The 23,861-nt window shown below is 71.6% G+C and carries 20 protein-coding genes and 2 pseudogenes; 6 read left to right on the top strand and 16 right to left on the bottom strand.

Annotated features, from left to right (window positions below; all coding sequences use genetic code 11):
- Window positions 1-29 precede the first annotated feature (29 nt).
- Window positions 30-911: an LLM class flavin-dependent oxidoreductase gene (locus ASE25_RS02740; RefSeq protein ID WP_056822539.1), complete on the bottom strand. Its 882-nt coding sequence runs from the start codon at window positions 909-911 to the stop codon at window positions 30-32.
- 88 nt (window positions 912-999) lie between these two features.
- On the opposite strand from ASE25_RS02740, the gene ASE25_RS02745 reads away from it, so the two are divergent.
- Complete coding sequence (locus ASE25_RS02745) at window positions 1,000-1,425, top strand: VOC family protein (RefSeq protein WP_056771963.1); 426 nt, start codon at window positions 1,000-1,002, stop codon at window positions 1,423-1,425.
- Window positions 1,426-1,536: 111 nt separating this feature from the next.
- The gene (locus ASE25_RS02750; protein ID WP_369793452.1) at window positions 1,537-2,355 is read left to right on the top strand and encodes a spermidine synthase; all 819 of its coding nucleotides are present in this window, start codon (window positions 1,537-1,539) and stop codon (window positions 2,353-2,355) included.
- 19 nt (window positions 2,356-2,374) lie between these two features.
- Here the strand turns inward: ASE25_RS02750 and purL are convergent, their stop codons facing one another.
- The 5 genes and pseudogenes from purL to ASE25_RS02775 form a co-directional block, all read right to left on the bottom strand.
- Entirely contained in the window at window positions 2,375-4,675 is a 2,301-nt protein-coding gene (gene purL / locus ASE25_RS02755; RefSeq protein WP_056822541.1) for a phosphoribosylformylglycinamidine synthase subunit PurL, read from the bottom strand.
- Window positions 4,672-5,367, bottom strand: coding sequence for a phosphoribosylformylglycinamidine synthase subunit PurQ (purQ, locus tag ASE25_RS02760; RefSeq protein ID WP_056822544.1), 696 nt, complete (start codon window positions 5,365-5,367; stop codon window positions 4,672-4,674). The genes purL and purQ overlap by 4 nt, the downstream gene beginning before the upstream one ends.
- An 89-nt stretch (window positions 5,368-5,456) precedes the next feature.
- Window positions 5,457-5,705, bottom strand: a pseudogene (purS, locus tag ASE25_RS02765) (phosphoribosylformylglycinamidine synthase subunit PurS); the annotation flags it as partial.
- Window positions 5,706-5,799: 94 nt separating this feature from the next.
- Window positions 5,800-6,429: a hypothetical protein gene (locus tag ASE25_RS02770; RefSeq protein ID WP_056822546.1), complete on the bottom strand. Its 630-nt coding sequence runs from the start codon at window positions 6,427-6,429 to the stop codon at window positions 5,800-5,802.
- A gap of 129 nt (window positions 6,430-6,558) precedes the next feature.
- Window positions 6,559-7,128, bottom strand: a complete 570-nt coding sequence (locus ASE25_RS02775) for a GNAT family N-acetyltransferase (protein WP_056822549.1) — start codon at window positions 7,126-7,128, stop codon at window positions 6,559-6,561.
- Between the two features lie 120 nt (window positions 7,129-7,248).
- Here ASE25_RS02775 and ASE25_RS02780 point away from each other — a divergent pair, with 120 nt between their 5' ends.
- On the top strand, window positions 7,249-9,009 hold the full coding sequence (locus tag ASE25_RS02780; protein ID WP_056822551.1) for an HNH endonuclease: 1,761 nt from the start codon (window positions 7,249-7,251) through the stop codon (window positions 9,007-9,009).
- Between the two features lie 3 nt (window positions 9,010-9,012).
- Here ASE25_RS02780 and ASE25_RS02785 read toward each other — a convergent pair whose 3' ends face one another.
- The 4 genes from ASE25_RS02785 to purD are packed head-to-tail and all read right to left on the bottom strand — an operon-like array spanning window position 9,013 to window position 12,415.
- Window positions 9,013-9,480 (bottom strand): GNAT family N-acetyltransferase, encoded by a 468-nt coding sequence (locus ASE25_RS02785; protein ID WP_157623295.1) that lies wholly within the window; start codon window positions 9,478-9,480, stop codon window positions 9,013-9,015.
- Window positions 9,481-9,503: 23 nt separating this feature from the next.
- Window positions 9,504-10,409 carry a phosphoribosylaminoimidazolesuccinocarboxamide synthase gene (locus ASE25_RS02790; RefSeq protein ID WP_056771980.1) on the bottom strand — a complete coding sequence of 302 codons (906 nt, stop codon included), beginning with the start codon at window positions 10,407-10,409 and terminating at the stop codon, window positions 9,504-9,506.
- A gap of 56 nt (window positions 10,410-10,465) precedes the next feature.
- A complete protein-coding gene (locus ASE25_RS02795) occupies window positions 10,466-11,101 on the bottom strand; it encodes an RNA polymerase sigma factor (protein WP_235508510.1) in 636 nt (211 codons plus the stop codon).
- Window positions 11,102-11,137: 36 nt separating this feature from the next.
- The gene (gene purD, locus ASE25_RS02800) at window positions 11,138-12,415 is read right to left on the bottom strand and encodes a phosphoribosylamine--glycine ligase (RefSeq protein WP_056823793.1); all 1,278 of its coding nucleotides are present in this window, start codon (window positions 12,413-12,415) and stop codon (window positions 11,138-11,140) included.
- Here purD and ASE25_RS22170 point away from each other — a divergent pair.
- A complete protein-coding gene (locus ASE25_RS22170) occupies window positions 12,330-12,830 on the top strand; it encodes a DUF664 domain-containing protein (protein WP_082619432.1) in 501 nt (166 codons plus the stop codon). The two genes, purD and ASE25_RS22170, sit on opposite strands and share 86 nt — an antisense overlap.
- 150 nt (window positions 12,831-12,980) lie before the next feature.
- Here the strand turns inward: ASE25_RS22170 and ASE25_RS02805 are convergent.
- Window positions 12,981-13,556 (bottom strand): annotated as a pseudogene (locus tag ASE25_RS02805) (GNAT family N-acetyltransferase); the annotation flags it as partial.
- Here ASE25_RS02805 and ASE25_RS02810 point away from each other — a divergent pair.
- Both ASE25_RS02810 and ASE25_RS02815 read left to right on the top strand, forming a co-directional pair.
- Window positions 13,532-15,850 (top strand): ATP-binding domain-containing protein, encoded by a 2,319-nt coding sequence (locus ASE25_RS02810; RefSeq protein WP_235508511.1) that lies wholly within the window; start codon window positions 13,532-13,534, stop codon window positions 15,848-15,850. The pseudogene ASE25_RS02805 and the gene ASE25_RS02810 sit on opposite strands and share 25 nt — an antisense overlap.
- Window positions 15,851-16,431: 581 nt before the next feature.
- Window positions 16,432-18,009, top strand: coding sequence for a M4 family metallopeptidase (locus tag ASE25_RS02815; protein WP_056822557.1), 1,578 nt, complete (start codon window positions 16,432-16,434; stop codon window positions 18,007-18,009).
- 65 nt (window positions 18,010-18,074) lie between these two features.
- Here the strand turns inward: ASE25_RS02815 and lysS are convergent, their stop codons facing one another.
- From lysS to fbaA, 5 genes are all read right to left on the bottom strand, one after another.
- The gene (gene lysS / locus ASE25_RS02820; protein ID WP_056822560.1) at window positions 18,075-19,868 is read right to left on the bottom strand and encodes a lysine--tRNA ligase; all 1,794 of its coding nucleotides are present in this window, start codon (window positions 19,866-19,868) and stop codon (window positions 18,075-18,077) included.
- A gap of 59 nt (window positions 19,869-19,927) precedes the next feature.
- The gene (locus ASE25_RS02825) at window positions 19,928-21,238 is read right to left on the bottom strand and encodes an adenylosuccinate synthase (RefSeq protein WP_056771996.1); all 1,311 of its coding nucleotides are present in this window, start codon (window positions 21,236-21,238) and stop codon (window positions 19,928-19,930) included.
- Window positions 21,239-21,509: 271 nt separating this feature from the next.
- Entirely contained in the window at window positions 21,510-22,313 is an 804-nt protein-coding gene (locus ASE25_RS02830; protein ID WP_056822562.1) for a Cof-type HAD-IIB family hydrolase, read from the bottom strand.
- 25 nt (window positions 22,314-22,338) lie between these two features.
- On the bottom strand, window positions 22,339-22,746 hold the full coding sequence (locus tag ASE25_RS02835; RefSeq protein ID WP_056751827.1) for a DUF3151 domain-containing protein: 408 nt from the start codon (window positions 22,744-22,746) through the stop codon (window positions 22,339-22,341).
- Entirely contained in the window at window positions 22,743-23,771 is a 1,029-nt protein-coding gene (fbaA, locus tag ASE25_RS02840; protein WP_056822563.1) for a class II fructose-bisphosphate aldolase, read from the bottom strand. Before fbaA ends, ASE25_RS02835 begins: the two co-directional genes overlap by 4 nt.
- Window positions 23,772-23,861: the final 90 nt, after the last annotated feature.

Raw genomic sequence — 23,861 nt, forward strand, 5'->3', positions numbered from 1 at the left:
CGGCGTGCGCCGACGGCCGACCGACGCCCTCAGCGCAGGCGGGGGATGACGTCGGCGACGACCTCGTCGAGGACCTCGCGGGTGGTGTGGAAGGGTTCCGTCGTGCGCGGCCAGTGGGTGATGACGTCGGTGAAGCCGAGGGCCGCGGCGCGGCCCACGGCGTCCTCGAACGCGGCAGCGCTCGACAGCGAGAAGGTCGGAGCCGAGTCGAGGTTGAGGTAGCGGCCGAAGCCCGCGGCGTCGCGGCCGGCGACCTCGAGGGCGGCGTCGACCCTCCGGCTGTGACCGGCCACGAGCTCCCACCACTCGTCGTCGGTGTCGGCGGTGCCGCCGTAGGTCATCCAGCCGTCGCCGCGCTCGACCGCCAGGCCGATCGACTTGGGGCCGTTGGCCGCGATGACGAGCGGCACCCGGTTGCCGGTGTCGCCGCCGCGAACCGGGCCGGGGAGGGTGCGCACGTCGCGGGCGGCATAGAAGCGGCCGTCGACGGTGACGTGGTCGTCACGCAGGAGGCGGTCGAGCAGGTCGGTGAACTCGGTGAAACGGGCGACGCGGTCACGGAGCGTGAGGTCCTCGCCCATGATCCGTGAGTCGAGGTCGCCACCCGTCCCGATGCCGAGGAGGAACCGTCCGCGCGAGATGTCGTCGAGGGCCAGCACCTCGCGCATGAACTGCACCGGGTGGTGGTTGTTGGGCGACGACACGAACGTGCCGAGACCGATGCGCTCGGTGACGGCAGCGGCCGCGGCGAGCGTCGGCACCGCGGCGAACCACGGCGACTCGGGCAGGCCGCCCCACGTCACGTGGTCGAAGGTCCAGGCGTGGTCGAAGCCCATCTGCTCGGCCGCGCGCCACATCGGCTCGGCCTCGGACCAGGGGTGCTCGGGCAGGATCGCCAGACCGAATCGCATCCCCTGACGGTAGTCCAGAACCGTTGTCGCCGACGGTGCCGAGCCGTAGCGTCGGAGAGGACAACCCACGCCCGCCGAAGGAGCAGCCATGTCCAATCTCGTCGTCCACTTCGAGATCCACGGCTCGGACCCCGCGCGCCTCGCCGACTTCTACGAACGGCTGCTCGGCTGGTCCTTCCAGCAGTTCGGCGACATGCCCTACTGGGCCATCGACACCGGCGACGAGGCGGCGAGTCAGGGAGGCGTCGGCCACGGCATCAACGGGGGCCTGACGCAGCGCCAGGGCCCCGCACCCGAGATCGGCGGGGCCGTCAACGGGGCCAACCTCGTCATCGCCGTCGACGACGTCGACGGCCTCTTCGCCCAGGGCCTCGAGCTGGGCGGGTCCGAGGCCCTCGCGCCGGCCGACATGCCAGGCGTCGGGCGCCTGGCCTACCTCCACGACCCCGACGGCAACGTCTTCGGCCTCATCTCCCCGGTCCTGTCCGACGGCACCACCGCGATGGGGTCGTGACGCCACTGCCACCTACGCTGGTCGCGTGACGCCAGCCCGAGGATCCGACCCCGCTGCACCGTCGTGGGCTGCCCCACCGACTGCTGCCCGCACTCTCGCCCTGGATCTCACGTGAGCGCGGGATCGACTGCGGCACAGCACGTCTCGCTCGAGTGGGACGAGCGCGGCGGCGTCACGGTCCACATGGACGGCTCGCCGCAGTCGCACGTCCAGCCCGACGACCCGACCCTGCTCGTCTTCGAGTACGTCCAGCACCTGGCGCTCGCCATCGACACCATGCCGCCGGGCCCGCTCGGCGTCACGCACGTCGGCGGCGCCGGCCTGACGTTGCCGCGCTGGGTGGAGGCGACCCGTCCGGGCTCGCCCCAGATCGTCCTCGAGCCGGACGAGGCGCTGACCGAGCTCGTCCGTCGCGACGTCCCCCTCCCCCGGCGCCACCGCATCCGCGTCCGCCCGGTCGACGGCTTGACGGGCGTGCGCGCCCTCAGGGACGGCTCCGCCGACGTCGTCGTGACGGACGCCTACGCGGGAGGGCGCGTGCCGGCGGAGCTCGTCGGGACGGCATACGCCCACGAGGTGGCGCGCGTGCTCAAGCCGACGGGCATCGCCCTCTGGAACCTCGCCGACGAGCCCGGGATGCGCTGGGTCGCAAGGGTGGTCGCGACGGTGGCCACGTCGCTGCCGCACGTCGCGGTGATCGCGACGCACGAGGTGCTCAAGGGCCGACGGTTCGGCAACTCGGTGCTCGTCGCCAGCGCCTCGCCGTTGCCGGCGGAGGCGCTGAGGCGTGACGTCGCCCGGGCAAACCTGCCGACCGGGCTGCGTGAAGGAGCAGCACTGACAAGGCTGGTCGCGGGCGCAAAACCCTTTGACGACAGGGGAATGCAGAGCCCGCCACCTCCCGAGGCCGGGAAGTGGCGGGCGCGTTGACGAGCTGAGGGCGGGGGCCTCAGGAGCCGAAGACCGCCGGGAGCGTGAACTCGTGCGCCGACGTGAGCTCGGCGACCGAGACGGAGAAGTGGCCGACGACCTCGAGGTCGCGCCCACCGGTCACGCCGATGCGCGCGTGCGGCACGTCACCGAGCATCGCCTCGAACTCGGCCGCGTGACCGGCCGGCACCGCGACGAGCGCGCGGGCGCTCGACTCGGAGAAGAGCGCCGTGAAGGCGTCGAGGGGGTTGCCCTCGGCGTCCGCGCCGATCGCATCGAGTCCGTCGACGGTGACACCGACGCCGTGACGCATGCACGCCTCGGCGAGGGCGATGGCGAGACCACCCTCGGAGAGGTCGTGCGCGGCCTCGACGATGCCGGTGCGCGCCGCCTCGACGAGGACCCGACCGAGGGCCTGCTCGGCCGCGAGGTCGACCTTCGGCGGGAGACCGCCGAGGTGCTTGTGGACGACGTGCGCCCACTCGGACCCGTCGAGCTCGTCACGCGTCGTGCCGAGGAGGTAGACGTGCGCGTCGTCGCTGCGGAAGCCCGAGCCGGAGCGCTTGGAGACGTCGTCCATGACCCCGAGCACGCCGATGACGGGCGTCGGGTGGATCGCGACGTCGCCGGTCTGGTTGTAGAACGACACGTTGCCGCCCGTGACGGGGATGCCGAGGAATCGGCACCCTTCGGCGATGCCGCGGATGGCCTCACGGAACTGCCACATGACGCCGGGGTCCTCCGGCGAGCCGAAGTTGAGGCAGTCGGTGACGGCGAGCGGGGCGGCGCCGGCGGTCGCGACGTTGCGGTAGGCCTCGGCGAGCGCGAGCTGCGCACCGGCATACGGGTCGAGCTTGGCGAAGCGGCCGTTGCAGTCGGTCGACACGGCGACGCCGCGGCCCGTCTCCTCGTCGACGCGCACGACGCCCGAGTCATCGGGCTGCGCGAGAGCGGTGTTGCCGAGCACGTAGCGGTCGTACTGGTCGGTGATCCACGACTTGTCGCAGAGGTTGGGCGAGCCGAGCAGCGTCAGCAGCTGCGCCCGGATCTCCTCGCCCGTCTGCGGCTTGGCCAGCTCGGCCGTGCCCGCGGCGTTGAGACCGTCGAGGTATGCCGGCCGGGCCAGCGGGCGGTTGTACGTCGGGCCCTCGTGGGCGACCGAGCGCGGCGGCACGTCGACGATGACCTCGCCGTGCCAGGTGATGACGAGGTGGTCGCCGTCGGTGACCTCGCCGATGACGGTGGCCTCGACGTCCCACTTCTCGGTGATGGCCATGAACTCGTCGAGGTGCTTCGGCTCGACGACGGCCATCATGCGCTCCTGCGACTCCGACATGAGGATCTCCTGCGGCTGCAGGCTCGCGTCGCGCAGCGGGACGAGGGAGAGCTCGACCTGCATGCCGCCGTCACCGTTGGAGGCGAGCTCGCTGGTGGCACAGGAGAGCCCGGCACCGCCGAGGTCCTGGATGCCGTCGACGACGCCGGCCGCGTAGAGGTCGAGACAGCACTCGATGAGCACCTTCTCGGCGAACGGGTCGCCGACCTGGACGGCGGGGCGCTTGGTCGGGCCGCCCTCGTCGAAGGTCTCGGACGCGAGCACCGAGACGCCGCCGATGCCGTCGCCGCCGGTCTTGGCGCCGAAGAGGATGACCTTGTTGCCGGGACCCGACGCCTTGGCGAGGTGGATGTCCTCGATGCGCATCGCGCCGACGCAGAGGGCGTTGACGAGCGGGTTGCCCTGGTAGCAGTCGTCGAAGACGACCTCGCCGCCGATGTTGGGTAGGCCGATGCAGTTGCCGTAGCCGCCGACGCCTGCGACGACGCCCGGCAGGACGCGCTGGGTGTCGGGGTGGTGCAGGTTGCCGAAGCGGAGTGGGTCCATGACGGCGATGGGGCGCGCACCCATCGACATGATGTCGCGGATGATGCCGCCGACGCCCGTCGCGGCGCCCTGGTAGGGCTCGACGTAGGACGGGTGGTTGTGCGACTCGACCTTGAAGGTGACGGCCCAGCCGTCACCGATGTCGACGACGCCGGCGTTCTCACCGATGCCGACGAGGAGCTTCTCGCGCATCTCGTCGGTGGTGTTCTCGCCCCAGAGGGAGAAGTGGATCTTGCTCGACTTGTAGGAGCAGTGCTCGCTCCACATGACGGAGTACATCGCGAGCTCGGCGATGGTCGGACGGCGCCCGATGATCTCGCGGATGTTGGCGTACTCGTCGACCTTGAGGCCGAGCTCGGCCCACGGCTGCTCGACGTCGGGCGTCGCCGCGGCGTGCTCGACGGTGTCGAGGAGGGGCGCGGTCTGGGTGTCGCTCATGCGGTGGCTGCGCTCTCGAGGGTCTGCTTGATGATCGAGGTGAAGAAGCCGCGACCGTCGAGGCTCGGGCCGTAGCCCTCCTCGACGGCGTGCTCCGGGTGCGGCATCAGGCCGACGACGTTGCCGCGCTCGTTCGTGATGCCGGCGATGTGGCGGTAGGAGCCGTTGGGGTTGCGCCCCTCGGCGTCGGGGACGTAGCGGAAGACGACCCGGCCCTCGCCCTCGAGCGTGTCGAGCGTCTTCTCGTCGGCGACGAACCCGCCCTCGCCGTTCTTGAGGACGATCGTGATCTCCTGGCCGGCCTCGAAGTCGGACGTCCAGTCGGTGGAGGCGTTCTCGACGACCAGCCGCTGGTCGACGCAGTTGAACTTGCGGTGGTCGTTGCGGATCAGCGCGCCGGGGAGCAGGTGGCTCTCGGTGAGCACCTGGAAGCCGTTGCAGATGCCGAGGACGGGCAGGCCGCCCCGGGCCGCGGGCACGAGGGCGTCCATGACCGGCGCGAAGCGTGCGATGGCGCCGCACCGGAGGTAGTCGCCGTAGGAGAAGCCACCGGGCAGGATGACCGCGTCGACGCCCTTGAGGTCTGCGTCGCCGTGCCAGAGCGGGACGGCCTCGCCGCCGCACTCACGGACGGCGCGCGCCGCGTCACGGTCGTCGAGCGAGCCGGGGAACGTGACGACGCCGATCCTCACTGCTCGCCGTCCTCCGCCTCGTCGGGCTCGCCGTCGGCGTCCTCTGCGGGAGCGTCGGCCTCGTCGGCAGCGCTCTCGTCCGCCGCGCTCTCGTCGAGCACGTGCACGGAGACGACGTCCTCGATGACCGGGTTGGACAGCAGGGTCTCGGCGGCCTCACGGGCCGCGGCGAGGTGCTCGTCCGTGACGTCACCGTCGACGGTGAGCACGAAGCGCTTGCCCTGACGGACGTCGGTGAATCCGTTGAACCCGAGCCGCGGCAGTGCGCCACCGACGGCCTGCCCCTGGGGGTCGAGGATCTCGGGCTTGAGCATGACGTCGACGACGATGCTTCCCATCAGTGGTGCTTCTCCCTGCGCTGGATGGGGGATGGAGGCGTCCCGAGGGACGGCCAGAGTCTATCGGGCGCCGTGCGGGCCACCGGACAGCGTCTCAGCGCGACTGCAGGGCGTCGAGCGCGACGGCCATCGCCATGCCGACGCGCCAGTCGATGGGCTTGCCGTCGGCGAGCGCCGGGAGGGTCACGTGGTAGACGTCCTTGACGCCGACCTTCTTCGTCGAGCTGAGCGCGACCGACCCGTCCTGGGCGGCGAAGTCGAAGTGGAAGAGGAAGGGCACGGGGATGTCGCCGACGACGGGGACGATGTCCCAGAGCCTGCGCACGACGGCGACCTTGGCGTTGCGCTCCTTGCCGACGAACTCGCGTCCGTCGGGGAGGCCGAGCGTCCACGTCGAGTTCACGAGCGAGGCCTTGAACTGCTTCTTGAACCAGCCGATCGGCTGGCCCTGGCTGTCGGTGACGTCGTATCCGGAGCTCAGGTCGATGCGCTTGCGGGCCTTGAACCCGAAGAGCGGGTGGGTCTTGGCCGAGTCGGTGTAGAAGGTCACCTGCTCCTTGGCGGCCATCCGCTTCTGCTCGGCGAAGCACAGCAGACCGAGCTCCTTGCCGAACTCGTCCTGACGGACGATCTCGTAGCGGTTGACCATCATGGTCAGCTTCTGGCGGAGGAGGTAGCGCTCGGCAGGGGCGTCGGACGTGGCGTCGGCGACGGGCTCGGTCATGAGCCCAGCGTCCCACAGCGGCACCGCGCGACAGCGTGCGTATGCCGCCGGGCTCGGGAGGTGCCGACGCTCGCCGGGTGCCGGAAACGCATACGACAGCGGCCCTCCCGGCTGGGTGGGACGGACGGCTCAGACGGGCGCGAGCCGGGCGTGGAGGTGCATGTCGTGCCATCCGTCGGGGTGGAGCAGGGCTGACCGGCGGGTGCCCTCGAGATCGAAGCCGTTCCTGACCGCCACACGACACGACGGCTCGTTGAGGACCGAGTGCATGAGCTCGACGCGGTGGAGCCCGAGCTCGAAGAGCCAGTCGGTCATGGCGGTGAGCGCACGTCCGGCCACGCTGCGACCGCGACCCTCGGGCAGCACCCAGTAGCCGACCTCGGCGACACCTTCGTCCAGGTGCAGGACCGGGAGACCGACCCTGCCGACGACGACACCTGCTTCGACGACGGCCCACTCGGCCCCGGTCTCAGCCTGCCAGCGGTGCCACGCCCGCCCGCGGACCCACTCGAGGGCCTCCTCACGCGTCAAGGTGCGACGGTGCCAGCGCTCGATGGCCGGGTCGGCATACGCCCGGACGAGCACCTCGGCGTCGGCCTCGACGAACGGTCGCAGGCTGAGCCCCGCGCCTGCGTCGATGACCGGCTGGGGCTGACCACTGACCGCGCCGGCAGGGACGGCCACAGGAAGCGACGACATGCGCCCATCCTCGCAGGCGGCACCGACAGAGGCACCGAGGCGGGAGAAGCATTGGAGCACAAGTCAATTCGATGTGGACAAGCATTGTCGGTCGCACGATCTCCATCTAGAATGGAACACATGTTCGGACGTGCGACGGATGCAGACGTGTGGAGAGCCGACCCGCTCGGCGACTCCGTCGACACGTCCGCCGCCACGTCCGCCCTGCTGCGAGAGGTGGCAGGCCTCGACGGTCGTGACCTCGACGACGCCGACCTCATCTCGGCCATCGACGCCCTCGAGCGGGCCAAGGCCGCGTGCGCGGCGGCCCAGGCACGGTTGACGACGCGCTTCGTCGAGTCGCAGGCACGCACCGCGACGCGTCTCCGGGCGGAGGCGCAGGCGTGCTCCGACGCCGGCGACTTCGACGGCTGGGTGGCGGCACGCGACCGGGCGCGCACCCTCGAGCTCGAGCGGGTGCCGTTCGAGACGCCGGGCCGTCGACCTGGTCCGTCGCGGTCCGATCGCCGGACGACGCTGTCGCGCACCGGGGTGTCGGCGCAGGTCGGCCTCGCGCGTCGGGAGTCACCGTCCCGGGGCGCTCGACTGGCGAACGCGTCGGTCGCCCTCGTGCAGCACCTGCACCACACGCTGGAGGCGCTGGGCGCCGGCGTCCTCAACGAGCGTCGCGCCGAGATCGTCGTGCGCTGCACGAGCCACCTCGACCCCGAGCTCAGGACGAAGGTCGACAGCGAGGTCATCGGGGCGCACCTCGACCTGTCCGACCCCACTGCCCCGTGCGGGGTCGGCTCCTGGGGTGACCGCGAGCTCGAGCGTCGCCTTCGCGCGTGCGCCGACCGCCTCGACGCGGCGGCCGCGGTCGAGCGGTGCCGCATCGCCGAGGGCGAGCGGCGGGTCACGATCCGACCGGTCCCCGACGCCATGGCTCTGGTCACTGCCCTGCTCCCCGTGGCCCAGGCCGTCGCGGTGCATGCCGCCCTGACGCGGGCCGCCCTGTCCGGCAAGGCAGCAGGCGACGAGCGCGGCAAGGGCCAGCTGATGGCCGACGCGCTCGTCGAGCTCGTCACCGGACAGTCCGTGGCCGACGACGTCCCGGTCGAGGTGCAGGTCGTCATCACCGACCGGGCGATGCTCGCCGGAGACGAGACCCCCGCCCACGTGCCCGGCTACGGCCCGGTCCCGGCCGGCTGGGTCCGCGAGCTCCTCACCCGGCATTCCGAGACGGAGACGGACGACCGTGCGGACCCCGCCACGACCGCGCTTCGCGCCGGAAAGTCGCGCCCCGGACAGTCGCGCCCCGGACAGGCCGACGCCCCGTCGGGCGTCCCGCCTGACTGCCGCGGCTCCAACGACTCGGAACCACGCCATTCCCCGAACGAGCACACCGCCAAGATCTGGGTGCGTCGACTCTTCACCCACCCGTCCAGCGGGACCCTTGTGGCGATGGACAGCGCCCGGAGACTCTTCCCGGCAGCCCTCCGCCGCTTCGTCGTCGCGCGTGACGGCACGTGCCGCACGCCCTGGTGCGACGCGCCCATCGCGCACGCCGACCACGTCGAGCCGCACGCCGACGGCGGTCCGACGAGCGCGGCCAACGGCCAAGGCCTCTGTGTCCGCTGCAACCTCGTCAAGGAGGAGCCGGGCTGGTTCTCGGAGGTGCTGCACGACGGACTCGGTCCCACCGACGCTCGCCCGCACACCCTGCGCACCACGACGCCGACCGGGCACCGCTACGGCTCGACTGCTCCCCCGCTGCTCCCGATGCCGCCACCTGCCGCTACACGGCCACGAGCGGACCGGCGGGCGCGCGACGGGCAGGCCGAGGTCATCCGGCTCGAGCTCTACCGGCGCGCCGACCTCGCGGTCGAGCTCACCGGTTGACCGTCAGAGCACGAGCTTCATCCTCGGCGCACTCGTCAGGACAAAGCCGAGCCGTTCGTAGAGCCGTCGCCCGTCGGGAGTCGCGCTGAGATCCACGCGGTCCGCATCGATCGATCGGGCCCACTCGACCACGTCGCCGACGAGGAGGGTGCCGATCCCGTGCCCGCGATGCTCCGGCACGGTGATGACGTTGGCGAGCCGCACCGTGCGGCCGCGAGCGCAGTGCGGGTTGGGAACCCCGAGCTCGAGCGTGCCGACCGCCGTCGCGACGATGACGCCGTCCACCTCTACGACCGGGAACCGAGCCGTGGCACCGTCATCGACGACGCGGACGAACCAGTCCCGCGCCGATTGCGCCCAGCCCTCACCCAAACCGCCCTCGTCGCCGCCCTCGTCGCCGTCGTACACGAGAGCCCACAGCGAGAGCAGGCGCGCGAGATCGGACTCGGTGGCCGGACGGAGACGTCCCACCGACGCGCCGGCCCGGTTGCCGGTCAGAAGGTCTCTCCTGTCAGGCGCTCGTAGGCCTCGACGTACTTCGCCCGCGTCTGGTCGACGACGTGCTGGGGCAGCTCGGGCGGAGGCCCACCCGCCTTGCGGTCCCAGCCCGACTCGGGCGAGGTCAGCCAGTCGCGGACGAACTGCTTGTCGTAGGACGGCTGCGGGTGTCCGGGCTCCCACCGCTCAGCCGGCCAGAAGCGCGACGAGTCCGGGGTCAGCACCTCGTCGGCGAGCACGAGCCCGCCCGTGCCGTCGGACGACAGGCCGAACTCGACCTTCGTGTCGGCGATGAGGATGCCGCGCTCGGCGGCGATCTCGTTGCCCCGCGCGAGGATCGCGCGCGTCAGGCGCGACACCTCGGCCGCGACCTCGGCACCGAGCTCCGCCTCGACCTCGTCGGGCGCCATCGGCAGGTCGTGCTCTCCCACGGGCGCCTTGGTCGTGGGCGTGAAGACCGGGTCGGGCAGCCGCGAGCCGTCGACGAGCCCGTCGGGCAGCACGACCCCGGAGACGGATCCCTTCTCGCGGTACTCCTCGAGCCCCCCGCCGGTCAGGTAGGCCCGCGCGATGGCCTCCACCTTGAGCATGTCGAGCCGGCGCACGAGCACCGCACGTCCTGCGACGGCGTCGGGGACCTCGGTCGAGATGACATGGTTGGGCACGAGGTCGGCGAGCTGGTCGAACCACCACAGCGACAGCCGGGTCAGCACGGCGCCCTTGTCGGGGATCTCCGGGGACATCATCCAGTCGTAGGCCGAGAGCCGGTTCGAGGCGACGAGCAGCAGCTGGTCCTCGACCACCTGGCCGTCGTCACCGACCGGCGCGTAGAGGTCACGCACCTTGCCGGAGTAGATGTGCTCGTAGCCAGGGAGGTCGATCGGTAGGTCGGTCACGCGCACAGCCTGCCACCTGCCCAACTGATCGGGCAGGGTGCGCTCGGGGGGAACGGGCAGGTTCACGACAGTGCCTCCTTGAGGGCATCGATCTCGATCACGGTGGACAGGCTCTGACGGGCCCGGTGGAGACGGGACTTCACGGTCCCCTCGGAGACACCGAGCGCGCCGGCCGCCTCGGCGATGGAGCAGTGCGACCAGACGACCAGCTCGATCGCCTCGCGCTGGACCTGCGGAATGAGCCTCAGGGCTCGGCGCACCTCGCTCATCTGCAGCTCGTCGTCGACCCGCTCCGCCGTCGATCCGGCGTGGTCGGGCGAGACGGCACCACCGGAGTCGGCCTCGATGCGCCCGTGCAGCAGTCGCTGCCGCCGCGCCGTACGTGCGACGTTGGCGCACTCCTGCCCCGCCATGACGAGCAGCACGGCCCGCGCCGTCTCGGACCGCAGCGCGTCCACGGTGCCGGCACGAGCCCGTCGCCAGACGGCGGTGAAGGTCGCCTGCACCACGTCCTCGGCGGCCGCCCAGGACGCCGTGCGCCGGAACGCGAAGTTGTAGACGGCGTCGCAGTGTCGCCGGTACAGCTCGGTCAGCGCCGCATCGTCGGCTCCCGCCAGCCGCGACCACAGCACGCGGTCGTCCGCCACCATGGCGGCAGCGGACCTCGGCTCTCCTCGGCTCGTGGTCGTGGTGCTCATGCCCAGGAGAGTCCGGCTCGGCCGGAACGGTTCGCCTCAGCCGACCGTGATCTCGCCGCGCTCGGCGCGGAGCGCGATGTCGGAGCGGTGGTGCGACCCCTCGAGCTCGATGACCGCGACGGCGTCGTATGCCGCCTGGCGCGCCTTCGACAGGGACGGCGCCACCGCGACGACGTCGAGCACACGCCCGCCTGCCGAGACGAGCGCACCCGACCCGTCGAGCGCCGTGCCTGCGTGGAGGACGACGGTGCCGGGCACCTCGGCCGCGGCGTCGAGCCCGGTGATGAGGTCGCCGGTGCGGGGTGACGCGGGGTAGTCCGAGGCGGCGATGACGACGACGACCGCGTGGTCCGACGACCAGCGCAGCCGGCCGAACTGGCCGAGCCCGCCCGTGGCCGCGGCGAGGAGCAGCTGCGCGAAGGGCGTCTCGAGGCGGGCGAGCGAGGCCTGCCCGTCGGGGTCGCCGAAGCGCGCGTTGAACTCGATGACCCGCGGCCCCCGCGACGTCAGGGCCAAGCCGACGTAGAGCACCCCGACGAAGGGCGCGCCACGGCGGCGCATCTCGTCGATGGTCGGCTGGGCCACGCGCCGCACGATGTCGTCGGCGAGACCGTCGGGCGCCCAGTCGAGGGGCGAGTAGGCGCCCATGCCACCGGTGTTGGGCCCGGCGTCGTCGTCGCCGACGCGCTTGAAGTCCTGGGCAGGCGCGAGCGCGACGACGGTCTCGCCGTCGCTGATGCAGAAGACCGACACCTCGGGCCCGTCGAGGAACTCCTCGACGACGAGCCGACCGTCGGGCTTGGCGAGGCAGGCTCGCGCGTGCTCGACGGCCACCTCACGCGAGTCGGTGACGACGACGCCCTTGCCGGCGGCGAGACCGTCGTCCTTGACGACGTGCGGTGCGCCGAGCGCGCCGAGGGCGGCCTCGACCTCGTCCATCGTCGTGCAGACGTGGGCCAGGGCGGTCGGCACGTCGGCCGCGGCCATGACCTCCTTGGCGAAGGACTTGCTGCCCTCGAGACGGGCGGCCTCCGCAGAGGGCCCGAAGACGGCGAACCCGGCCGCACGGCATACGTCGGCGACGCCCGCGACGAGCGGGGCCTCGGGTCCCACGACGACGAGGTCGACGTCGTGCTCACGGGCCAGCGCGGCGACGGCAGCGCCGTCGAGGATGTCGACGGGGACGCACAGCGCGGTCGCGTCGATGCCCGGGTTCCCCGGCGCGGCGATGACCGCGTCGACCTCGGGGTCGGCAGCGACAGCCTTGACGAGAGCGTGTTCACGGGCGCCGGAGCCGAGGACGAGAACCTTCACGGCGCCCACCCTATTGGCTCACCGGGCCGGCCCTGCCACGCTGTCTCGATGCCCGACACCCATCCGGCACCGGACCTCCTCGGACTCGTCCAGCACCTCGCCCACGTCGAGTTCGGATACCGACCTCTACCGCGCGGCCTGGCGGCACGGCGAGGGCACCATCGCCCTCGGTCTCGACACCAAGGGTCGCGTGCCGCACTGGCCGGAGGAGCGCGCCCATGTCGACGTCCGCTTCGTGCTCGGTCACCTCGTCGCCGAGACCGCACGGCACGCGGGGCACGCCGACATCCTGCGTGAGCAGCTCGACGGGGCGGTCGGACGCTTCCGCGACCGCGACAACATGCCCGGGGTCGACGCCGCCTGGTGGGCCGCCTACCTCACGCGCGTCCAGGCCGCCGCAGACGCGCACCGCTGAGGCCGCCCCTGAGCCGAGCCGCTCGAGCAGTCCGGCCCGCACCCGGGGCCACTCGTCGACGAGGATCGAGTGGACCGCCGAGTCGCGCCACGAGCCGTCGGCGCGCCTCACGTCGCGCCGCGTGATCCCCTCGAACGTCGCGCCGAGCTTGAGAATGGCGGCCCGCGAGCGCGCGTTGACGACGTCGGTCTGGATCTTGACCCGCCCGAAGCCGCACGTCTCGAACGCGTGCGCGAGCAGCAGGAACTTCGCCTCCGGGTTGACCTGCGTGCCCCACCAGCGCGAGCCGTACATCGTCCAGCCGAGGTGCACGTGCTCGCGGTCGGTGTCTACGTCGCCGAGCGAGCTCGACCCGACGACGGTGCCCGCCGGGCCGAGGTCGCCGTCGGCGACGAGCCTGATCGTGTATGCCGTCCGGCCCGTCCCGTGGGCACCGCGCGCCGCGACGGCGGCCGCCACGAGGGCCTCGGTCTCGGCCACCGACGTGTGCGGTCGCATCATCACGAAGCCCTGCTCGGAGCACCGCGGGTCGGCGTAGACGGCGAACAGTCCGGGGGCGTCGTCGGGGGTCGTGACGTCGAGGCGGACGAAGCGGCCGACGAGCGGCGCGCCGGTGGGCGGGACACAGACCTCGATGGGCATGAACTGACAGTAGACTTGATGGTTCCCGCGCCACCCGGCGCGTCCCTCAGAGTCCTTGGATGTCAGTGAGCACTTCGAACGCATCGTCCCAGCGGACCAGCGCGCCCGGATCGCGGGGCGCCTCGCCGGTGTCGACCAAGAGCATCCCCGACGAGCTCGCGCGCGAGATCGCGGTCGAGCAGGCCCACGTCGACCGCGTCCACGAGGAGCTGGAGAAGGCCGGCGTGCGCGCCGACAGCGTCCAGGCCGAGGGCCTGGCTCGCAGCCACTTCGGCCGTCAGGTCGAGGTCGGCGACGCCGAGGGCGCGGCCCTCTTCGAGCGCGACGCGCTGATGTTCCACGCCGCCAAGCGACGCACCGCCCTCGACACGCAGTACGAAGGCCTCGTCTTCGGGCGCCTCGACATCGACCACGCGATGCTTCGTGCCGCAGCAGTCGAGTCCAACGGCAACGGCCACCGCCCCGCCGACGGCAGCTCGGGCGGGGACCGCGAGATCCGCTACATCGGCCGCCTCGGCGTCCGCGACGACGACTACGAGCCGCTCGTCATCGACTGGCGCGCCCCGGCCGCCTCTGCCTTCTACCGCGCGACCCCGACGCAGCCGATGGGCGTCCTGCGCCGCCGCGTCCTACGCAGCCGCGGCACCGTCGTCATCGGCATCGAGGACGACCTCATGGTCCCCGAGGCTCCCGACGACCTCGTCATCGTCGGTGACGGTGCACTCATGGCCGCCCTGACCCGCAGCCGCGGCGAGCGGATGCGCGACATCGTCGCCACGATCCAGGCCCACCAGGACGAGGCGATCCGGGCCAGCGCCCGCGGCATCACCGAGATCACGGGTGGCCCGGGCACCGGCAAGACCGTCGTCGCGCTGCACCGCGCGGCCTACCTGCTCTACTCCGACCGCCGCCGCTTCGAGTCCGGCGGCATCCTCGTCGTCGGCCCGTCCGGCGCCTACACCGCCTACATCGAGCGTGTGCTCCCCTCGCTCGGCGAGGACAGCGTCATCCTGCGCGCCCTCGGCGACGTCCTCGACGTCGTGCACACCGAGCGGTTCGACCCGCCGGCCGTCGCGCGCACCAAGGGCTCGACCCGCATCCGGCCCCTGCTCGGCGCCGCCGCCCGTGGCCGCGTGCCGGGCACGCCGACCGAGTTCCGCGCCATGGTCGCGGGCCGCCCGGTCCGCCTCGAGATGCGCGAGCTCGACCGCGTGCGTGCCCGGGTGCTGCGCCAGCACCAGCGCAACACGGGCACGGCCGCCGCCCAGGACGCCCTCGGCGAGGCCGCCTGGACCTCCCTCGGCATCACGGGCGACCGGGAGGCCAAGGAGGAGTTCCTCGACAAGTGGGAGGACCACCTCGACGTCGAGGCGTTCATGCAGGTCTGGTGGCCGCAGGTCGACCCCCGCGAGGTTCTCCTGTGGCTCGGCGACCCCGAGCTCGTGCGCCGGCACGCCCGCGGCACCCTGCGCGACGACGAGATCGAGCCCCTGGCTGCCTCGTTCCGGCTCGCGCTCGAGACCGGCACGTGGTCGGTGGCCGACGTCGCGCTCGTCGACGACATCGCCGCCCGCGTCGGCCCGGTCCAGGAGGCCCCCAAGGAGGAGCGCGGCTTCTACGAGATCGAGGAGCTCGAGGACCTCAGCCAGTACGGCGTCACCGAGGTGCAGCCCGTCGTCAGCGCGGCGCGCGACGCCGGTGCCCCGCGTGTGCTCACCGACCCGCGCGACAAGCTCCTCGCCGGCCGCATCGGCAAGCCCGACGAGTACGCCCACGTCCTCGTCGACGAGGCTCAGGACCTCTCGCCCATGCAGTGGCGGATGATCGGCCGTCGCGGTCGGTATGCGTCGTGGACCGTCGTCGGCGACGCCGCCCAGGCGTCGTGGCCCGACGCCGCCGAGGCCGCCGCCGCGCGCGAGGAGGCCTTCGGGTCGCAGGCGCGCCAGCAGTTCCACATGGACACCAACTACCGCAACGCGCGCGAGATCTTCGACTACGCCGCCGAGGTCGTGCGCCGCGAGGTGCCGGACGCAGACATCCCCCAGGCCGTCCGCGAGACGGGCATCGACCCCGTGGAGGGCGTCCTCGGACCGGACGCCCTGGCCTCGGTCCGTGCCGCCGTCGAGTCGCTGCTCGAGCAGGTCGAGGGGGCCATCGCCGTCATCACCCCGGCCGTGCACGCCACCCTTCTCGAGCCGGTGGCCCAGCTCGGTGAGGGACGCGTCCAGGTCATCGACCCGATGTCGACGAAGGGCCTCGAGTACGACGCCACCGTCGTCGTCGACCCCGACGAGATCACCCGCGAGTCGCCCGGCGGGATCCGGGTGCTCTACGTCGCCCTGACCCGTGCGGCGCACCGGATGACGATCCTGGCCTGACCCGCGCGGAGCGGTGGGGTCCTCGCCCTCCGGCCTCCCGGACGAACCGACGTGATCGGTTCGTCCTGATGTCGGGGCCGTTCGGCGCAGACTTCGCCGTCTCGACGGTGCCCTGTCGTCCAATGTGGACCGGCAGCCTCGCCCGGGCGCAGGAAGGCTCGTTCCGGCCAGTTTTCTTTAGGTAAAGACTTGTTCAAGGATTCTGCGAACCGTCGACTGTGCCTCCACCCGGGGGGATGATTGCTACAACGTCAAGGCGCGCGAACCTACCCTCCCCGCCGCCTCCTCCCCCCTGAGGCCCTTGGCGTTCGGCGAAGTCCCGCCCCCAATGTGGACGACGCACCGGGCGAGGGACGAGATGCAACCCCCCTGCATCTCGCCCCTCGCCCGCTTCCATGCCCGGGGTCATCCCACCCGCTTCCTGAGAGAAGTCTGGGAACAGCCATCGGTCCGGTTCATTTCTTGTTCAAGCACCGGCAAACATTGACCCTGCCCTCTGGCGTCGCGCCCTCAAACCGACAAATGTGGCGGAACGGTCATCCGACCGCCCTCGGGGGCACCTCGGTAGCCAGGAGTACGCCTTGAAGAAGAGCTTCATCACGACGTCGGTCGCCACCGCAGCGATCGCCGCCACCGCCCTTGCGACGATCGCCACGAGCGGCGCGCAGGCAGCCACCCGGTCCGCCTCGGGAGCCGGCCTCGACCGGGCCGTCGCCGCGGCCAGGGCCCACGGTTCGGCCTTCGGCCTCGACCGGGACCAGGGCCTCACGTCCCGCAGCGTGGCCACCGACAAGGACGGCACCACGCACGTCCGCTTCGACCGCACGTTCAAGGGCCTGCCCGTCGTCGGTGGCGACCTCGTCGTCCACACCGACGAGGCGGGCGCCTGGAAGGGGGTCAACGCCGCGTCCACGTTGGTCCGGGTCGCGTCCACGACCCCCACCGTCGCCCCGGCCACGGCGGCCGCCACGGCTGCTCGCACCGTCGACTACACCGTGAGCGCATCGAAGCCGACCCTGGCCGTCTACGCGATGAGCGGCCCCGCCCGCCTCGTGTGGAAGACCCAGGTCGACGGTGTCGGCGCCCACGGTGAGCCAGCCGGCACGGTCGTCTTCGTCGACGCGCGCTCCGGCGCCGTCGTCGACCACTGGGCGACGGAGGTCAACGACGCCGGCACGGGCAACAGCCTCTACCTCGGCACCGTGACACTCCAGACCACCGCGTCGGGCGGCCAGTGGCAGATGATCGACGCGACCCGCGGTGGGGCCCGCACCGAGGACGGCAACAACGGGTCGACGACCTCGACGACGGGCACCCTCTTCACCGACGCCGACAACGTCTGGGGCACCGCCGGATCCACCACGAACCGGCAGACCGCCGCCGTCGACGCGGACTTCGGCGTCGGCGCGACGTGGGACTTCTACAAGAACACGTTCGGCCGCAACGGCATCAAGAACGACGGCAAGGGCGCCCGCAGCCTCGTCCACGTCGGCACGAACTGGGTCAACGCATCGTGGAGCGACACGTGCTTCTGCATGCGCTACGGCGACGGTGACGGCGCCAGCTACGGCCCGCTCGTCTCGCTCGACGTGGCCGGCCACGAGATGACGCACGGCGTCACCTCGGCGACGGCGGGGCTGACGTACGCTCGCGAGTCCGGCGGCCTCAACGAGTCGACCTCGGACGTCATGGGCACCATGGTCGAGTTCACCGCGAACACGAGCGGCGACCCGGGCGACTACCTCATCGGTGAGCGCTTCGCGAAGAACGGCGCGGGCCCGCTGCGCTACATGGACAAGCCGAGCAAGGACGGCGCGTCCGCGGACTGCTGGAGCAAGCGGGTCGGCACCCTCGACGTGCACTACTCGTCGGGCGTCGGCAACCACCTGTTCTACCTGCTCTCCGAGGGCAGCGGCGCCAAGACGATCAACGGCGTCAGCTACAACAGCCCGACCTGCAACGGCGGCGCGGTGACCGGCATCGGTCACGACGCAGCGGCTGCGATCTGGTACCGCGCCCTGACGACGTACTGGACGTCGTCGACGAACTACGCCGGTGCCCGCGCCGGCATGCTCTCGGCCGCCACCGACCTCTACGGCGCCGGCAGCGCCCAGTACGCCGCCACTGCCACCGCCTGGTCGGCCGCCGGCGTCAACTGACGCGCACGCCTCTCTGAGTCGAAAGAGCAGCTCGCCCAGCTCGGGCGAGCTGCTCTTTCGCTGCCTCAGTGGCCGACGAGGCTGCGGACCCGGTCGGCGCCCACGGCCAGCAGCAGCGTCGGCAGGCGGGGGCCGGTGTCCTTCGACACGAGCAGCCGGTAGACGAGCACGAAGAAGGCGCGCTGGGCGGCCGACAGCTCGGGGTCCTTGACCTTGGCCTCCGGGTCGATGCCGCGCTGGATCTTCGGCACGCCGTAGACGAGGTGGGTCAGGCCGTCGAGCGACCAGTGCCCGTCCAGTCCCTCGGCGAGCAGGCGCAGCGACTCCTGCTGCTGCTCGTCGAGGCTGCCGAGCAGCTCGGCGTCCGGCTCGGTGCGCACGATGGTGCGGTCCTCGGCGGGCACGTAGCCGAGCATCCAGCGCTCGGCGCAGTCGAGCCGGGGCCGCAGGTCGTCGGTGGAGGCCACGGGGTTGTCGGGCTCGAGCTCGCTGAGGATGCGGACGGCCTGCTCCTCGTCACCCTGCGTCACGTCGATGACCGACGCGATGGTGCGGAAGGACATCGGTCGCGGCGTCGAGGGCAGCGGACCCGCGGCCGTCGACGTGGCGCGCAGGTGCGCGGCGAGGTCGCCTGCCTGGGCCGAGCCGTCGGCGACCTTGCGGCCCAAGGCATCCCACTCGTCGTAGAGGCGCTGGAGCTCCGGACCGAAGGCGACGTCAAAGCTCTGGTTGGGCCGGCGCCGAGCGTAGAGCCAGCGCAGCACGGGCGCCTCCATGACCTCGAGCGCGTCGGTGGGGATCGGCACGCCGCCCTTGCTCGAGCTCATCTTGGCCATCCCGGCGATGCCGACGAAGGCGTACATCGGCCCGACGGGCCGCTCCCAGCCGAAGATCGGCGCGAGGTCCTTGCCGACGACGAAGCTGCTGCCCGGGCTCTGGTGGTCGACCCCCGACGGCTCGAACATCACGTGCTCGTGCCCCCAGCGCATCGGCCAGTCGACCTTCCACACGAGCTTGCCGTTCGTGAAGGTGTCGAGGTCGACGGTCTCGGTGTGCCCGCACTTCGTGCAGTCGTAGGTCAGCTCGTGGCTGTCGTCGTCGTAGGCCGTGACGGTCGTGAAGTCGGTGCCGCACGAGGAGCAGAAGGGCTTGAAGGGGTAGTAGCCGGCCTTGCCCTCGCTGCCGTCGTCCTCGGACGCCGCGCCGGAGCCGCGCTCGGCCTCGGTCGCCGCGGCGGCCTGCTCCTCGGTGAGCTTCGCCGCCTTGCTGCCGCCACCACCGCCGCCGCCCCTGCCCTTGCCCTTGCCAGTGGACTTCTGGCGCGCCGCCTCGACGGCCTCGAGCGTGCGGTACTGGTCGAGCACCTTGTCGATGGCGAAGCGCTCACGCATCGCGAGCAGCACCTGGTCGCGGTAGACGCCCGCGCGGTACTGCTCGGTCTGGCTGATCTGGCGCACCTCGATGCCCGTGGCCACCATGGCCTCGAGGAGTGGTGCCTTGAAGTGGTCGGCCCAGCTCGCGTGAGCGGAGCCCGCGGGCGCCGGCACCGAGGTCAGCGGCATACCGATGTACTGCTCCCACGAGTCGTCCACTCCCGCGAGGTTCTTCGGCACGCGGCGGAAGCGGTCGAAGTCGTCCCAGCTGAGGATGTGCTCGCAGTCGATCCCGCGCCGCTTGATCTCGTCGGCGACGAGGTGCGGCGTGATGAGCTCGCGGAAGTTGCCGAGGTGGATCGGTCCGGACGGGCTGATGCCCGACGCGCAGACGATCGTCTCGCCGGGGTGGCGCTCCTGCGCCTCGGCGATCACGTCGTCGGCCAGACGCGTGACCCAGTCGAGCGGGGTGACCTCTTCAGTCATGGGTTTCCTTCAGTTACAGAGGCTTTCGTATGCCGTGTGCGTGCGACCGCGCGACCGCGTCAGTTCGCGACGGCCGGCTTGAGCGGGAAGCGCTCGATGATCTCGTCGCGGCCCGGGCCGACACCGATCGCCGAGACGCGGGCGCCGATGAGCTCCTCGACGCGCAGCACGTAGGCTTGGGCGTTGGCGGGCAGGTCCTCGAAGCTGCGGCAGCCGGTGATGTCCTCCCACCAGCCGTCGAGCTCCTCGTAGACCGGCGTCGCGTGGTGGAAGTCGGTCTGGTTGACCGGCATCTCGTCGTGGCGCACGCCGCCGACGTCGTAGGCGACGCAGACCGGGACCTTCTCGAGGCCGGTGAGGACGTCGAGCTTGGTGATGACGAAGTCGGTGACGCCGTTGATGCGGGTCGCGTAGCGGCCGACCACGGTGTCCATCCAGCCGCAGCGGCGCGGGCGTCCGGTCGTCGTGCCGTACTCGGCGCCCGTCTTGCGGAGGAACTCGCCGCTGTCGTCGTGCAGCTCGGTCGGGAAGGGACCCTCGCCGACGCGGGTCGTGTAGGCCTTGAGGATCGCGATGACCGAGTCGATCCGGGTCGGAGGCACGCCGGAGCCGGTGCACGCGCCGGCCGACACGGCGTTGCTCGACGTGACGTAGGGGTAGGTGCCGTGGTCGACGTCGAGCAGGGTCGCCTGCCCCGCCTCGAAGAGCACCGTGTCGCCGCGGTCGAGCGCCTGGGTCAGCACGAGGCTGGTGTCGGCGACCATGGGAGCGAGGCGGGCGGCATACGACAGCAGCTCCTCGACGACGTCGTCGACGGCGGAGGCGCGGGTGTTGTAGATCTTCGCGAGCACCTGGTTCTTCAGCTCGAGGGCGGCCTCGACCTTCTGGCGCAGGATGCCCTCGTCGTAGAGGTCCTGGATGCGGATGCCGACGCGGTTCATCTTGTCGGCGTAGGTCGGGCCGATGCCGCGGCCGGTGGTGCCGATGCGGCGCTTGCCGAGGAAGCGCTCGGTCACCTTGTCGATGGTGCGGTTGTAGCTCGGGATGACGTGCGCGTTGGCGCTGACGAGCAGCTTGCTCGTGTCGACGCCGCGCGCCTCGAGACCGTCGAGCTCCTCGAAGAGGACGCCGAGGTCGATGACGACGCCGTTGCCGATGACCGGCACGCAGTTGGGGCTGAGGATGCCGGAGGGCAGCAGGTGCAGCGCGTACTTCTCGCGCTTGCCGTCCTTCTCGATGACGACGGTGTGGCCGGCGTTGTTGCCGCCGTTGAACTTGACGACGTAGTCGACGCTGCTGCCCAGCAGGTCGGTCGCCTTGCCCTTGCCCTCGTCACCCCACTGCGCTCCGACGAGCACGATTGCCGGCATCGGTCTGCCTTCCGGTTGTGGTCCAAGCCAACCGCAAGGTTATCGGTTCGAGACCCGTGCCCCGGACGCGGCTTCTCCGCCCCGGCCGAGTTGGGGTGGCGGATCAGGCCCCCCGACCCCGATTCCTCCGCCCCGGCGGAGAAAGGTGAGGCGGATCGGGCCACCCGGCCCCGATTGCTCCGCCCCGGCGGAGTTGTGGCGGCGACGATCGCCTCGCCACCCAGCGTGCAGCGCGCAAGCGACGGGCCGATCCGGTCCAGCTGCGCACCGGTCAGTGCGAGGCGAGCCAGTCCTCCAGGTAGGCGGCGACGCCGTCCTCGCGGTGGTGGCCCGTGACGACCGTGGCCGCGTCGAGGGCCGGGTCGACGGCGTTGGCGACGGCGACCGCGGTGCCCGCCACGGCGAAGGCCGAGACGTCGTTGTGGTTGTCGCCGAAGAAGACCGTGTCGGAGACGTCGACGCCGAGCTCGTCGGCGAGGGCGCGCAGCCCGTCACCCTTGGAGCAGGCGGCGTTGGCGATCTCGAGGTAGGTCGCCTTGGAGCGGTAGGTCACGAGGCCGGCTCGACCCGTGAGCGCCGCCTCCAGCTCGTCGACGAGCGCCGGCTCGCCCATCGCCATGACCTTGTGCGGCGGCTGCACGTCGACGCGACCGCCCGACACGTAGTCGTGCGCCGACTCCGGGCTCGGGTCGACGGCGGTGATCGTCGCCTCGCGCTCGGTCCACTCGTCGGGACCCCAGGCGTACCAGTCGTCCCCGGCGAAGAAGCTCGCGTGGAGCGCGAGCCGCTCGCACACGGCATACGTGGCCCTCGCGTCGTCGGGCGTGATCGCGACGTCGGTGACGACCGAGCGGTCTGCACGCAGCACGAGCCCGCCGTTGTACGCGATGAGCGGGGTGGGCTCCACGCCGCAGAGACGCTCGAGACCCTCGAGGGACGCGGGCATGCGCGAGCTGCAGAGCACGAACGTGTGGCCGGCCTCCCGCACCGCCCGGATGGCGGCCACGGTGCGGGAGGACAGCGTGCGTCGGTGGTCCAGCAGCGTGCCGTCGACGTCGGAGCAGAAGAGCGTCATGCGGTGCAGTGGCCGAGCAGGCCGGTCAGAGACCGAGCTCGCGCGCCGCCTCGGCCGAGCTGTCGCGCAGGAACTGCGTGCAGCGGGCCTCCTCGTCGCTCTCGCCGATGGCGCGCGCCGCCCGGGCGAGGGCCGCGAGCGCACGCAGGAAGCCGCGGTTGGGCTCGTGCGACCACGGCACCGGACCCTGGCCGCGCCAGCCGGACTTGCGCAGCGAGTCGAGCGCCCGGTGGTAGCCGGTGCGGGCGTACGCGTACGCCTCGACGTCGCGGTCACCGTCGGCGAGCGCGTCCTCGGCGAGGACGGCCCACGCGAGCGAGCTCGCGGGGTATGTCGCCGCCACCTGCACCGGGTCGACCCCGGCGTCGAGCTTCTCGGCGGCCGGGTCGACGGCGAGCCGGGTCTCGGGGATGCCGAGCAGGTTGTCGCTCACTGGTGCGTGCCCGCCGAGCGCAGCGCGTCACAGGCCTCGACGACGCGCTTGGCCATGGCCTCCTCGGCCGACTTGCCCCAGGCGCGGGGGTCGTACTGCTTCTTGTTGCCGACCTCGCCGTCGATCTTGAGCACGCCGGCGTAGTTGCCGATCATCCAGCCGGCGATGTCGCGCGTGAAGGCGTACTGCGTGTCGGTGTCGACGTTCATCTTGATGACGCCGTTGTCGACGGCGGCCGAGATCTCCTCGGGCAGCGAGCCCGAGCCGCCGTGGAAGACGAGGTCGAAGGGGCGCGCATCGTCCGTCAGGCCGAGCTCCGTGGCGGCGGCGTGCTGGGCCTGCAGGAGGATCTCGGGGCGCAGCTTGACGTTGCCCGGCTTGTAGACGCCGTGGACGTTGCCGAAGGTGAGGGCCGTCAGGTAGCGGCCGTTCTCGCCGGAGCCGAGGGCCTTGATCGTCGCGATGGCGTCCTCGGGGGTCGAGTAGAGCTTGTCGTCGATGGCTCCCTCGACGCCGTCCTCCTCGCCGCCGACGACGCCGACCTCGATCTCGAGGATGACGTTGGCGGCCTTGGCGAGGGCGAGCAGCTCCTGGGCGATCTGGAGGTTCTCGTCGAGCGGCACGGCCGAGCCGTCCCACATGTGCGACTGGAACCACGGCGTGCCGCCGGCCTGGACGCGCTCGGTGCTCGCCGCGAGGAGCGGGCGCACGAAGGAGTCGAGCTTGTCCTTGGGGCAGTGGTCGGTGTGCAGCGCGATGTTGACGGGGTAGTTCTTGGCCACCTCGTGCGCGTAGGCCGCGAAGGCCAGCGAGCCGCTCACCATGTTCTTGATGCTCGGGCCGGAGAGGTAGTCGGCCCCACCCGTCGAGACCTGGATGATGCCGTCGGAGCCGGCGTCGGCGAAGCCCTTGAGCGCGGCGTTCAGCGTCTGTGAGCTCGAGACGTTGATGGCGGGGTACGCGAAGGAGCCGGCCTTCGCGCGGTCGAGCATGTCGGCATACACCTCGGGGGTGGCGATGGGCATTGCTACTCCTGCTGTCTGGTGAGCGGGTTCACGATCCGCCGTGAATCCTGCCACGTATGCCGCCGCGTGCCCACGGGTGCCCACCCACCG

Source organism: Terrabacter sp. Root85 (genome assembly GCF_001429185.1).
Lineage (GTDB): Bacteria > Actinomycetota > Actinomycetes > Actinomycetales > Dermatophilaceae > Terrabacter.

Coding starts and splice junctions, on each gene's coding strand:
- ASE25_RS02740 (WP_056822539.1), bottom strand. CDS start 911: ATGCGATTCGGTCTGGCGATCCTGCCCGAGCACCCCTGGTCCGAGGCC.
- ASE25_RS02745 (WP_056771963.1), top strand. CDS start 1,000: ATGTCCAATCTCGTCGTCCACTTCGAGATCCACGGCTCGGACCCCGCG.
- purL (WP_056822541.1), bottom strand. CDS start 4,675: ATGAGCGACACCCAGACCGCGCCCCTCCTCGACACCGTCGAGCACGCC.
- ASE25_RS02770 (WP_056822546.1), bottom strand. CDS start 6,429: ATGACCGAGCCCGTCGCCGACGCCACGTCCGACGCCCCTGCCGAGCGC.
- ASE25_RS02775 (WP_056822549.1), bottom strand. CDS start 7,128: ATGTCGTCGCTTCCTGTGGCCGTCCCTGCCGGCGCGGTCAGTGGTCAG.
- ASE25_RS02780 (WP_056822551.1), top strand. CDS start 7,249: ATGTTCGGACGTGCGACGGATGCAGACGTGTGGAGAGCCGACCCGCTC.
- ASE25_RS02795 (WP_235508510.1), bottom strand. CDS start 11,101: ATGAGCACCACGACCACGAGCCGAGGAGAGCCGAGGTCCGCTGCCGCC.
- ASE25_RS22170 (WP_082619432.1), top strand. CDS start 12,330: ATGACCGCGTCGACCTCGGGGTCGGCAGCGACAGCCTTGACGAGAGCG.
- ASE25_RS02810 (WP_235508511.1), top strand. CDS start 13,532: ATGTCAGTGAGCACTTCGAACGCATCGTCCCAGCGGACCAGCGCGCCC.
- lysS (WP_056822560.1), bottom strand. CDS start 19,868: ATGACTGAAGAGGTCACCCCGCTCGACTGGGTCACGCGTCTGGCCGAC.
- ASE25_RS02825 (WP_056771996.1), bottom strand. CDS start 21,238: ATGCCGGCAATCGTGCTCGTCGGAGCGCAGTGGGGTGACGAGGGCAAG.
- ASE25_RS02830 (WP_056822562.1), bottom strand. CDS start 22,313: ATGACGCTCTTCTGCTCCGACGTCGACGGCACGCTGCTGGACCACCGA.
- fbaA (WP_056822563.1), bottom strand. CDS start 23,771: ATGCCCATCGCCACCCCCGAGGTGTATGCCGACATGCTCGACCGCGCG.